Origin of the sequence: Acinetobacter sp. T_3_1, from assembly GCF_025377055.1 — a bacterium.
GTDB lineage: Bacteria > Pseudomonadota > Gammaproteobacteria > Pseudomonadales > Moraxellaceae > Acinetobacter > Acinetobacter kookii.
In genome coordinates this window covers 1-12,707 of the sequence record NZ_JACHVD010000010.1, presented here as the reverse complement: position 1 = coordinate 12,707, position 12,707 = coordinate 1, and the positions used below count along the sequence as shown (strand labels likewise).

General features: G+C 40.1%; 11 protein-coding genes and 1 rRNA gene. 1 reads left to right on the top strand and 11 read right to left on the bottom strand.

Going from position 1 to position 12,707, the window contains the following annotated elements; translation table 11 throughout:
* Positions 1 to 7: 7 nt before the first annotated feature.
* The 3 genes from H4I94_RS10530 to H4I94_RS10520 form a co-directional block, all read right to left on the bottom strand.
* Positions 8 to 1,240, bottom strand: a complete 1,233-nt coding sequence (locus H4I94_RS10530) for a hypothetical protein (protein WP_261183072.1) — start codon at positions 1,238 to 1,240, stop codon at positions 8 to 10.
* 46 nt (positions 1,241 to 1,286) lie between these two features.
* Positions 1,287 to 2,126, bottom strand: a complete 840-nt coding sequence (locus H4I94_RS10525; RefSeq protein WP_131274680.1) for a C39 family peptidase — start codon at positions 2,124 to 2,126, stop codon at positions 1,287 to 1,289.
* Between the two features lie 196 nt (positions 2,127 to 2,322).
* The gene (locus H4I94_RS10520; RefSeq protein WP_131274682.1) at positions 2,323 to 3,399 is read right to left on the bottom strand and encodes a DUF6160 family protein; all 1,077 of its coding nucleotides are present in this window, start codon (positions 3,397 to 3,399) and stop codon (positions 2,323 to 2,325) included.
* Between the two features lie 256 nt (positions 3,400 to 3,655).
* Here H4I94_RS10520 and H4I94_RS10515 point away from each other — a divergent pair, with 256 nt between their 5' ends.
* Complete coding sequence (locus tag H4I94_RS10515) at positions 3,656 to 5,008, top strand: anthranilate synthase component I family protein (RefSeq protein ID WP_261183071.1); 1,353 nt, start codon at positions 3,656 to 3,658, stop codon at positions 5,006 to 5,008.
* A 105-nt stretch (positions 5,009 to 5,113) separates the two neighbouring features.
* Here H4I94_RS10515 and hisC read toward each other — a convergent pair whose 3' ends face one another.
* The 8 genes from hisC to rrf all read right to left on the bottom strand — a co-directional run bounded on the left by hisC (position 5,114) and on the right by rrf (position 12,675).
* Positions 5,114 to 6,205, bottom strand: coding sequence for a histidinol-phosphate transaminase (gene hisC / locus H4I94_RS10510; protein WP_131274686.1), 1,092 nt, complete (start codon positions 6,203 to 6,205; stop codon positions 5,114 to 5,116).
* Between the two features lie 248 nt (positions 6,206 to 6,453).
* On the bottom strand, positions 6,454 to 7,758 hold the full coding sequence (gene hisD, locus H4I94_RS10505; RefSeq protein ID WP_261183070.1) for a histidinol dehydrogenase: 1,305 nt from the start codon (positions 7,756 to 7,758) through the stop codon (positions 6,454 to 6,456).
* Between the two features lie 195 nt (positions 7,759 to 7,953).
* Entirely contained in the window at positions 7,954 to 8,649 is a 696-nt protein-coding gene (gene hisG / locus H4I94_RS10500) for an ATP phosphoribosyltransferase (RefSeq protein ID WP_086194235.1), read from the bottom strand.
* Entirely contained in the window at positions 8,649 to 9,905 is a 1,257-nt protein-coding gene (murA, locus tag H4I94_RS10495; protein WP_131274691.1) for a UDP-N-acetylglucosamine 1-carboxyvinyltransferase, read from the bottom strand. Before murA ends, hisG begins: the two co-directional genes overlap by 1 nt.
* A 6-nt stretch (positions 9,906 to 9,911) precedes the next feature.
* Positions 9,912 to 10,163, bottom strand: a complete 252-nt coding sequence (gene ibaG / locus H4I94_RS10490; protein ID WP_004650949.1) for a BolA family iron metabolism protein IbaG — start codon at positions 10,161 to 10,163, stop codon at positions 9,912 to 9,914.
* A gap of 137 nt (positions 10,164 to 10,300) precedes the next feature.
* Complete coding sequence (gene hpf, locus H4I94_RS10485; protein ID WP_092818931.1) at positions 10,301 to 10,633, bottom strand: ribosome hibernation-promoting factor, HPF/YfiA family; 333 nt, start codon at positions 10,631 to 10,633, stop codon at positions 10,301 to 10,303.
* A gap of 172 nt (positions 10,634 to 10,805) precedes the next feature.
* Positions 10,806 to 12,260, bottom strand: a complete 1,455-nt coding sequence (locus H4I94_RS10480; protein WP_261183069.1) for an RNA polymerase factor sigma-54 — start codon at positions 12,258 to 12,260, stop codon at positions 10,806 to 10,808.
* A gap of 300 nt (positions 12,261 to 12,560) precedes the next feature.
* Positions 12,561 to 12,675 (bottom strand): 5S ribosomal RNA (gene rrf, locus H4I94_RS10475).
* Positions 12,676 to 12,707 lie beyond the last annotated feature (32 nt).

The window sequence follows — 12,707 nt, the reverse complement described above, 5'->3', positions numbered from 1 at the left end:
TGCCCTCTTAGCGAAGTTTCTTACCGAAACCTAAAATATCAAGTGGGAATGACAAACCTAACGATACATCTGGTGCATCTTCTGTTAAGCCTATGCCCACAGTTCCGTTAACAATGGTCTCTGGTGAAACACGCACACCGAGTGAAATTGCTAAAGTAGAACTGGTCTGATCAGCCGGAGAATAGCTTTCACCCGAACTATAGGTAAATTCTGAACCGGTATTAAAGCTTTGCTGGTATGACATGGTCATAGACACATCATAGTTAAATGAATAAGCAAAACCTAAGGCAAAACCGCCACTAATCCCAGGTTCAAACTCCTCCAGTACCCGTATACCACGACGCTGATTTAAACCAGTTTCTTTAAAGCCATAGTTTGCAGATACAGAAGCAAACAAAACCACTGGATCGATATATTTACGTGTACTCGCACCAATCCCTGCAGAGTAATAACCTTTACCTGTTGCTAAATCATCTGTGGCATTCACTTCATAAGGGCTGTCACCCGTTTTAGTAGAAATATTACCGAATAAGATCAGTGGTAGCCTGCCAGCTTTTAGTGGGAAAGGTTCCCAACGTGCTCCAAAGGAAATATCACCTAGACCTGCTGCAGAGGTATCTTTTAATAAATCTGTTTTAGCGACTAAAGGTAGTGAAGCAGTGAAAGTCAAATTATCTAAAATGCCATACTGCGCTGTAAACGTATTGGTAACAGAGTGAGTTGCATTTTCTTGAACACGAAGTTGATACAGTTGACCGCTCGCCATTTCAGCATCAATCTGTGTATCACGATAATAAGTATAATCAATATCATAATAAGATGAAATTTCACCTTTTTTAATTAATGAATATTGTCTTTCATTTGAAGTGAAAACTTCTTGCAGGTTTGCTTCTTTACTTGCATCCCCTTCTTGCTGCTGCAAGGCAGAAGAAGCTTGTTCATTTGCATTAACAGGTTGTGGCTGCGCTACTGTACTACTATCGACAGATGGGGTTGCTGTTGACTCATCCACTTGTTCATCAACTGCCTCATACTCACCGAGTGCTGACTGTTCTCCTGCATCTACCGCTGCTACTGCTTGCGCATCTGTAGACTGTGACGCTGTAGATTCAACTGCAGTTTCCTGTTGATCTACAACCTCATATTCTCCAAGTGCAGGTTCCTCTGCGGCATATGCCACCCCTATTGCCATTTGAACACTCAAAGCCAATAAAGTTTTGTTCATCCATTTACGATTCATATTCCATCCCACCATTTTTATTTTTTTAATCTGCTACTTTTATACTTTATTTACTTTTGTAATAAAGACGTAAAAAATTATATGTCGATTCCCCGAATTTTTCTGAGTCTTCATTTAAATTCTTGTCTAAACGAATTGTTGAGGCTTTATCTGCAATTTTATCCATATAGAACTGCGGATATTGAATGTCAACGAATGCATAGCGATTCACCGTTGCATCTTCGACATGTCGTAAGTCTGTATCCTGAAGTGCCAATAAATTTTTTCTTTTTTCAGGGGCAACATTAATTAAAAACAGGGTGTTGTTTTCCCAGATATCTTTAAAACGTGTTTCATCAAAACTGATATTACCCAGTGCAGGGTCAGCCACATACACACGCCCATTCTTATATGCTTTAAACACTACAAAATGCTTAAAACCTGCATAGGAAATCGGAACAATTGCTGGTTGACCTTGCTGAACCAAATCGGAAAATTCGCCTTTGTATCCCCCGCTTTCAAAACCGATTGCCCCAACAAAGCGCTTCATATCTAAAAGAGAAAAACTGCGGCGTTCAACAATTTTCTCGGTTTCACCAAATTTAAGTAAACCATTCATGACTTGTTGTTCTGTCATGTTTACACCAACATCAACATAACCATTCAACAAGGTCGTTAATGCAGCTGATCCACAACTATAGTCATAGGCTTGACGGACAATACCCCTAAATTGATCTTCTACAGCAGGTTTAATGAGGACTGCCTCTCTATGCATTCGAGTGAATGAATCGTGGCGAGAATCTAAGGTTTCAGTGTAATACACAGCTTCCGCTGGCTTTTTCTTAATTTCAAAGGCTTCTTTGGCAGCGTAATACATCAATGCCGAGCCTAACGCGATCTCTAACATATCTTTTAACTTTTCTAGTTATCGGCATGACGTGCCTTTGTTCATTATTTTTTTAGAGCTTATACTCTACATCCATGTAAAAGAAAGATAACCTTTTTTATAAAAAAAGACAGCTTTTTTTTAGTTTTTTTGAAAAATTTCACATTATTTTTGTAAAAAAAAGCGCGTGTAAACACGCGCTTTTTTCAATCCAGAATTAACGACCAGCAATCGTAATCATAGAACCTTGGGTATAAGAACCAATGGCTGTACTATAGTAAGTTTGAAGACCTTGTACTTCAATATCACCAATAGAGCCAGCAGTACGGCTACCTAAATGAATACCTTTTACATAGTTATCAATTGGACCAGAAGAACTTACCATGCGGATATAACCATTATTCGTACCTTCTTTACCAATTACGCTAATATTTTGGTTGATAGTCAAATCAGTAGAGTTTGCATCTGCAACCTTAATGCTCTCAACAAAGATTTCACCAGCTGCACGGTTACCCGCAGTCCCATCACCTGAACCCGTTTTAGTTGAGTTATCCAAAATACCTAGATCAAGAATTTCAAGACCACCTTTCATCACGGTATTTAATTTAACCATTGCACCTTGAGGCGCTGCACCCAGTTGGATATTCGCTGCCATTTGTCCAGTTTTCAAAGTAAGACCAGATAAAATAGCATTATAATTTGTCGTCTCTTGACCACCACGACGGATTGATGAAGCAGTAGATGCTGGAACAGTATTAGATGCTGTTACACCAATTTCACCAATATTAATGCTCAAACCAGACACTTGAGCCGCAATATTGATAAATGCACCATTTGTGCCAGTACCAGCATCAGAATCAATTTGTAAATCGGCCAAATTATGTGAAGCAAGTAATGCATCACTGTTCGCTGTAATTACAAGACCTTGAGTTTCATTGATATGACCAGCTTTACCATTACCTTTGATAACAATTGCACCAGCATTCCCTGTACCACCTGCAATTGCTGTCTCAGAAACAAGTGCGTTTGCTGCAAAACCAGGTGTAGGTGGAGTAGTAGTAGTATCGATTACTACCTTAGTACCAGTTATAGTATTTTTTGCAGTTGTTGATAAACCGTCATTATCATGAACATATAATTTATCGATAGTGATTTTAGAAATACCAATCCCGATGTTAATACCATCTTGACCAGTAGTCGCACCCAATGAAGCATCATCCATTGCTTGCATTGCCATCGCGTTTGCGCTGATTGCTAATGAAGAAACTAAAGCAAGTTTAGTAAATTTTTTCATTTCGTACTCTCCCAAGAGTATTATTTTTTTGATTGTTAACTACTCGATTTCACTGATTGTTTTTTATTTTTTGACAATCGTGAGGCTTTCCTTGAGCAGCTGGTTTGCCCTAGTTAAATTATATGGCTGTCATTTTTTGTTCAACTGCTGTTGGTCGCAATCTGCATGTTACCGATAAACGGTATTTACAGTTTTTATGCACCAACAATGTTATAGAATAGTCTATCTATGTATCGAATTTTTAAAGTCACACCGTATGAATAAGCCTGTTTTTTTTCAAAAATTGCTGACCAAACAACAGCTTAATCCTACTGAAATTCTTTTATGCCTATCACATCTTAACCATGTGGTTTACTTAAAAAATGTAAAGCAACCTGTCATTGCTTTTTTAGCCTCTGAATATATGCTCGTGCACAATAAAAAAATTCAGAAATTTACCAGAATATCGTTAAACCAATATCAGCAAAAAAATGAACCTATTGATTTCAATCATTTTTTTAAACAGGGTTTGCAAAACCATTCTTCTGACTTCAATGGTGGTTTAATCGGCTTTATCAGTTATGATGAAGCGGCCCAGCAACAGGTTAACATTCAATCCAAAAACCAGCCCTCTTTATTTTTAGGCATTTATTGCAGCTATATTAAACTGACCGATCAGGGCTGGACTTTTTTTAGCCATGAACATGATGCTGAAGCGATATTTCAGATACTTCAAGATGCCTTGCAAAACAAAAATAGCTTCATTAAAGAAAATCAAACATTTACGCTTACACACTCTTGTACTCCACGTTGGAATAAAAAACAGTATGTGAATGCCTTTAAACGGGTTCAGGATTACATTCGGGCAGGTGACTGTTATCAGATTAATTTGACTCAAGAATTTACCGCCAAAGCACGAGGTTTATTACTCGATACAGCAGACGCATTTTGGCAACTGACGGATGCACCTTATTCGGGTTATGTCAAAATTGATGATTTTGAATTACTCAGCTGTTCTCCCGAACTGTTTATCGAATTTGAAGCAAATCGGAAAATCACCACAAAACCAATTAAAGGCACCATGCCGCGATATCAAGATGCTGTACTCGATGAACAATCCAAGCAAAGCTTAATTCACTCTAAAAAAGACCAAGCCGAAAATGTGATGATTGTAGATTTACTGCGTAATGATTTGAGTGTATACGCTGAAACAGGATCGGTGAAAACACCAAAACTTTTTGAAATTGAGTCGTTTAATCAAGTTCACCATATGGTCAGTGAAGTCACTGCCACTTTAAGGGAAGATATCAATCCTTTTCATGTGCTCATGTCTGCCCTGCCGGGTGGTTCGATCACTGGCGCACCCAAAATTCGTGCCATGCAAATTATAGAGGAGCTTGAAGGTGCTCCACGTGGAGCCTACTGCGGTTCGATGGGTTATTTTAATTTTGATGGCACAGGTTCATGGAATATTCTGATTCGCTCGATTCAAAAATATCAGGATGATGTTTCTGTCTGGGCAGGTGGCGGTATCACCATTGCATCAGATTGCGATGCTGAGTATCAGGAATGTTTTGATAAAGTCGAAGCCATGCTGAATTTGCTCAACACGTGGTACACACCTGAATAAGTAAAAAAAGCGATTCAATAGAATCGCTTTTTTTTAAATCCCTCCTAACCTCCCTTTTAGTAAAGGGAGGAAATCTCCTCTTTACAAAAAAGGGATTTGGGGAGATTAAGCCAGAATATCATTTTTCAATGTATCTACTAAACGCTGGTTTTGCTCGTCCGTACCGATAGTAATACGCAGGAACTGGTTGATACGCGGCTTATTGAAATAACGTACGATGATGCCACGTTCACGTAATTCAGCAGCCAATTCACCTGCATCTTTTGATGACAGTGAGGCAAAAATAAAGTTTGCACTCGATGGCAAGACTTTAAAGCCAAGCTCAGCCAGTTGAGCAACCAACTTTTCACGGCTGGCAATTACTTTCTCATTTTGTGCCTCAAAATATTCCTGATCTTCAAAAGATGCTACAGCCGCTGCAATCGCAAAACGATCGATCGGATAGGAGTTAAAACTGTTTTTCACCGCTTCAAGGGCAGCGATGAGATGTGGCTGAGCAATGGCAAAACCGACACGTAAGCCTGCTAAGGAGCGTGATTTAGAAGTCGTTTGGCAAACCACCAAGTTATCGTATTTCTCAACCAATGCAACCGCAGATTCAGCGCCAAAATCGACATAAGCTTCATCAATGACAACCACTGAATCGGGATTGGCCTGAAGAACCTCTTCAATGGCTGACAAACCAAGTGCGATACTGGTCGGCGCATTCGGGTTGGTAATGATAATCCCGCCATTAGGCTGTTTATAATCATCCACCACAATTTCAAAATCATCATTCAATGGCAAAACTTTGGTTTTTACCCCAAAGAACTGACTATAAACCGGATAAAAACTGTAAGTAATGTCCGGATACAGGATTGGCAATTCCTGGACAAAAAATGCCTTGAAGATGTGCGCCAATACTTCATCAGAACCATTACCTACAAACACATGACTCACGTCAACATGTTGCTGTTTGGCAATGGCCTGTTTTAAAGCGGATGCATCCGGGTCTGGATATAAACGCAGCACATCTGCTGAATTTGCCAATACCGCCTGAACCGCTTCTACCACTTTTGATGATGGCGGATAGGGATTTTCATTGGTATTTAATTTTAGAAGATTTTGGATTTTGGGTTGTTCACCTGGCACGTAAGGTTCGAGTTCACGTACTTCAGGACTCCAAAAACGCATTTGTTCTGTGGTGATGGTCGACATTTTATTTTCTCATTCGCTATTTACCAAAATTCCCTCTTTAAAAAACTATCGAGAAAATATTTATCGCTAGGAGAAAGTCTATTTTACCCTCTCCTAACCTCTCCCATAGAGAGGAACTTTTCATTGGTAAATAAATTTAATCAATATTTCAATTTTTCCATATTTGCCATTCTATTAAAACCATATAAATTTCATTAGTTTAAATTAGATGACATACCCTCTCCTTTCAGGAGAGGGTTAGGGAGAGGTTAATCGTGATAACGATAACGTGCCGAGCGTGCATGGGCATCCAGATTTTCCTGTTGCGCCAGGATATCGGCTGTTTTCGCTAAAGTTTTCACGCCTTCTTGCGAGCACATGATCAGACTGGAACGCTTCTGAAAATCATATACGCCAAGCGGTGATGAGAAACGTGCTGTGCCTGAGGTCGGCAACACATGGTTTGGACCCGCGCAATAATCACCAATGGCTTCAGGCGTATAACGCCCCATGAAGATGGCACCGGCATGGCGGATGCTTTCTGACATTTCTTCAGCTTCGTCCAGGCAAAGCTCTAAATGTTCTGGCGCGACCTGGTTGATGAGGTCAATCGCTTCCTGACGATCTTTCACCAAAATCAAAGCCCCACGGTTGGCAATTGAAGTACGGGCAATTTCAGCTTTTGGCAAAGCAGCCAGATGTTCTTCAATCGCCTGTTCAACGTCGTTTAAAAGCTGTTCATCGGGTGTGATGAAAACTGCTTGGGCAACCGTATCATGCTCAGCTTGTGACAATAAATCCATTGCCAGCCATTTCGGATTATTCTGACCTTCTGCATATACCAGAATTTCAGACGGCCCTGCAATCATGTCGATACCAACCTGGCCAAATACGGCACGTTTAGCTGCTGCCACGAAACGGTTACCTGGGCCGGTAATTTTATCGACAGGAGGAATCGTTTCCGTTCCATAAGCCAATGCGGCAACCGCTTGTGCCCCACCAATGGTAAATACACGATGCACCCCAGCCAGATATGCCGCTGCCAATACCAATGGATTGAGTTCACCATTCGGCGCCGGAACCACCATGATAATTTCTGGCACACCCGCCACATGTGCAGGAACGGCATTCATCAATACAGAAGATGGATACGATGCCAAACCGCCCGGCACATAAATACCGACTCGATCCAGCGGGGTAATTTTTTGCCCTAAAGTATTTCCCAAAGCATCAACATAGGTCCATCCATCCTGCTTTTGCGCCTGGTGGAATTCACGAATACGGTTTGCAGCCAACTCCAGAGCTTGGCGAACTTCTGTCGTTAAACCTTCAAAAGCCGCTTTGAGTTGTTCTTGAGTAAGTTCTAGATCAGAAAATTGATGCGCTGGATGTCGATCGAACTGTTGAGTGAGTTTAAGAACATGAGCATCACCATGCTGACGCACATCAGCAATGATTTGGTCTACGGTTTTTAAAAGTTCAGGATCACTAACTGTCTCAAAAGCCAACAAGTCTGCAAAGGCCTGTTTAAAGCTTTGATCTTGAGTCGATAAACGTCGCATCAATTTACCCACAAGGTTTGAATTGGAAAAGTTTAGTTTACCTTGTTTCCCAAACTTTGTGGGTATCAATCACACATCTATTCACACAGTTTCATAGGAAATTACTTTGTGAATTATCGAATAAATCTGGGTTTAGCTAGGGATGATAAAAACAGGCATAAAAAAACCGCCACAAAATGACGGTTTTTCATATTGAGATGCAAAAACTTATTTTTTGCTTTCGCGTTCTTCCACTGCTTTTTCAAGCTGTGCCAGAATCGGGTTCAATAAAGTTTGCTTACGCTTGAAACTCGCTTTATTTACAATCAAGCGAGAAGAGACTTTGCAGATTTCTTCCAAAGGCTCTAAACCATTGGCACGCAGGGTATTACCCGTATCGACCACGTCAACAATGTAATCACCCAAACCCACCAGTGGCGCAAGTTCCATCGAACCGTAAAGCTTGATGACGTCGACTTGTTCGCCCAGGCTGGCATAGTATTGACGTGTAAGATTCACATATTTAGTGGCAATTTTTAAACGGCCTTTCGGACGTTCCATACCCACTTTACCCGCTGTCATGAGTTTACAGTTGGCAATTTTCAAGTCGAGTGGTTCATAGACGTTTTGCGCACCATGCTCCATCAGCACGTCTTTACCCGCAACACCCAAATCCGCTGCACCATTTTCCACATAGGTCGGTACATCAGAAGCGCGTAAAATTAAAATACGCACCTGTTTATGGGTAGTTGGAAAAATCAATTTACGGGATTTATCCGGATCTTCCAGTAAATTAATTCCTGCTGTTTCTAGCAGAGGTAAAGTTTCTTTTAAAATACGTCCCTTACTTAATGCTAAAGTTAAACCATGATCAAAATTGCCCATAACGTCAAAGTTTGGATCATCGTTTCTCATATCGCTCATTAACTTACTCGCTTAATTTGGGCACCTAAACCTTGTAACTTCGCTTCAACATCTTCATAACCGCGGTCAATATGATAAATACGGTCAATCAGGGTTTCACCTTCAGCAGCCAATGCAGCCAGAACCAAAGAGAAAGAAGCACGTAAATCTGTCGCCATTACAGGAGCAGCTGAAAGTTTTTCCACACCTGTAACCACTGCATCATTACCTTCAACCTGAATATTTGCGCCCATACGTGCCAATTCAGGTACATGCATAAAACGGTTTTCAAAAATCGTTTCAGAAATTGTCGCAAAGCCACGACCAATCGCGTTGACCGCCATAATCTGGGCTTGCATATCGGTTGGAAATTCTGGATGCGGCAACGTCTGGAAGCTTACGGCTTTCGGACGTTTCCCCATCATATCCAGTTCAATCCAGTCATCGCCACGGGTCACTTCTGCGCCCATTTCTTCAAATTTGTCTAAAACTGCTTCAAGTAGTGCTGGATCGGTATGCGTGGTTTTGACTTTACCACCGGTAATTGCCGCAGCAGCCAGATACGAACCTGTTTCAATACGGTCCGCAACCACTGCATATTCACAGCCATGTAAATGCTCAACACCTGTAACGACTAAAGTGTCGGTATCCAAACCTTCGATTTTTGCACCCATTTTAATCAGCATTTGTGCAAGATCGGTAATTTCAGGTTCACGTGCTGCATTACGGATTGTAGTGACACCATCGGCCAATACGGCTGCCATCAAAATATTTTCCGTACCACCCACAGTCACCATATCAAAGACAACTTCGCCACCTTTAAGACGACCATCAACTTTGGCATGGACATAACCCGCTTCAACTTCAATTTCAGCACCCAAAGCTTCCAATGCTTTTAAATGTTGATCGACTGGGCGTGAACCAATGGCACATCCACCAGGAAGAGATACTTTTGCACTGCCATAGCGCGCCAATAATGGACCAAGCACCAAAATGGATGCACGCATGGTTTTGACCAGTTCATATGGGGCAAACTGATTATCTAATGTAGACGTATCTGCTTTAACAGTATCGCCTTCATAAGAAATTTGAACACCCAGACCAGCAATCAGTTTTACCAACGTGTTCACATCCTTAAGATTTGGAACATTGGTTAATGTGGTGGGAGTTTCAGGGAGAATCATTGCAGCAAGCAATGGAAGTGCTGCATTTTTTGCACCCGAAATACGCACTTCACCTTCGAGCTTAACACCGCCCTGAATTAAAAATTTATCCATCTAGTTCTAAGCTCCGAATAAGCTTGCTTTACGCCATTCTTCTTTGGTCATTGCACGAATAGTTACCGCATGTACTTCACCGCTGGCAATATATGAATTTAACGGAGCATAAACTGTCTGTTGGCGTGCCACCGGACGTTTGCCTTCAAATTGTTCGTCTACAATGCGAAGATCAAATTTCCCGCCTTGCCCACTAACTGCAACTTCAGCCTCTGGAAAAGCAGCTTTTAAAATTTCAGTGAGCTGTTCACTATTCATCACAAAGACCTCTTATAGGACCAACGGTGTAAAAACCTGCCATTTTACTATAAATATGAAAAATAAATCATTAAGCTATAACATTTAATATATAAAAAAAGAGGTCATAAAAAACCTCTTTTTGTTCAAAAACCGAACTATGCCATTAAAGATGGGGCTGCAACCTGCATTTTTCTATGCTTATGCAACTGTCTTTTCAGTTTTTCTGTTAATTTTTTTATTGATGTATACATATCATCAGCTGTTGCCTGTGCAAACAATTCTGCCCCCGGTACACGAATAATCGCTTCAGCTATATGATTTAAACTTCCTTTTCTTGAACGTTTGTCCACTTGATGATCTTTGGTCAATTTTACCTGCATACTATTGACCTGGTCCAAATGTTTGGTCATTTCAGCAAATTTTAATCGGATATTATCTTCAATTGCAGGGGTGATAGTTAAGTGATGACCACGAATTGTTATTTGCATAATTCTATCCCTCACCTTCTTTAGGATTAGTTAAAGTCATAGCCGAAACGATCTACTGAAAGAACTCAGAATTCTGCAATTCACACTTTAAATCATTTCAACCACACCTTTAAAAGAAAAAAGATTCATTATGTTGTCATAATGAATCCCTAGAATAATCAGATTTTTAAAATTAGATCAAGACTTTTCGTTCAGAAGATGAAGGAATATGTAACGACTCTCGATATTTAGCAACTGTCCGGCGTGCTACATCAATACCATCTTGTTTTAACAAATTGGCAATAATATTGTCAGATAAAGGCTTTCGTGGATTCTCTTCGGAAATTAACTTTTTAATTTTTGCGCGAATCGCAATGGAAGATGCTTCTCCACCAGAAGTCGTGGCTACATGACTGGAGAAGAAATATTTCAGTTCAAACAACCCCCGCGGTGTCAGCATAAATTTGTTGGTCGTTACACGCGAGACAGTAGACTCATGCAACTCCACCTCTTCTGCAATATCACGCAGCACTAAAGGTTTCATCCCTTCCGCACCAATTTCCAAAAACATTTTTTGATGTTCTACAATACAGGTGGCCACTTTTAATAAGGTTTTATGACGCTCATCGACACTTTTAATAAAATTTTTGGCATCCAGCATTTGATTGCGTAAATATTGATTGTCGTTACTTTGATCTGCACGCTTAATCATACTGGCATAAAAAGAATTAATCCTTAATTTGGGCATCACATCCGGATTTAACTGCACTTGCCAATGATCATTCTTTTTCATGACCACCACATCGGGAATCTGATAATCAGAATCTTTTTCTTCAAACTCCAGTCCCGGATAGGCTTTTAAGGTCTTTAACAGATCAACTGCACATTTCAATTGCTCAGGATTCAAACCGGTTTGTTTAACCAATTTCGGTAATTCATTTGAAATGAGTAACTCATAATGATTTAACAATTTTATCGCTTCACAACGATAAGCTTGATGTACAGGTAAGCTTTCGAGTTGCACCAATAAACATTCTGCCAGATTACGCGATGCCACACCTGGAGGGTCCAGATGTTGAATATGTTTTAAGACAACAAGAACTTCATCATCTTCCACCTCATCTTCATAATCCATCGTTTCCAATAAATGCTGCACAGATGCCGTGATTTCGGCAATTTCAGCATCTAAAAAACCTTTTTCATCTAAAGAATCTACAATACAGTGCGCGATGAGGCGATCCACAGCAGAAAAATGCAATAAATTAATCTGCTCGAGTACATGCTCTTTTAAACCCAAATGTCCTTGGCGATTGTCTTCTCGTTCTTCATATTCAGGGGAACCCAGACTGGTCGGTTGATGGGTATAGACATCATCCCAATCAGTATCCACAGGTAGATCATCCGGAAGATGGTTTGCATTCAGCTCATTGGTTAAATCTTTACTGTCACGTTCTTGATCTTGTAAGACAGATAGGCTTTCAATCGAAGATTGCTCTTCTACTTTTTCCAATAAGGGGTTACTATCAAGTTGAATTTGGATTTCTTGCTCTAGCTCAAGGCTAGAAAGTTGAAGCAAACGAATGGCTTGTTGTAACTGCGGTGTCAGTGACAAGGAGTTTGCAACTTTTAATCCAACCGATAACTTCATACTATCCTACTCTTTTTAACTGCTATTTATAAAAGCACGCCTTACAAGCAATTTTTGTGCCGTTTTAATTTTTATATCATAGATACACATAAAAAATATACAAATTTACGGATTTTTTAGTCATATTTTCGATAAAATATAAAAAGTTAATGATAAATATTTTTATAAATTAATAATTTACTTAAAAGATAAAATCTAGCTTTATAAATATTACCCATCAATTCAATAATGATCTTCAGGTTTTAATAATTTACATGCATAAAAAAAGCCCCTGCACTTGGCAGGGGCTTTCGAATAATGAGCTGGCGATGACTTACTCTCACATGGGTAATCCCACACTACCATCAGCGCTAAGAGGTTTCACTTCTGAGTTCGGGAAGGGATCAGGTGGTTCACTCTTGCTATGGTCGCCAGCACAACTGTTATGACTTTGCGTTTGGTCTTATT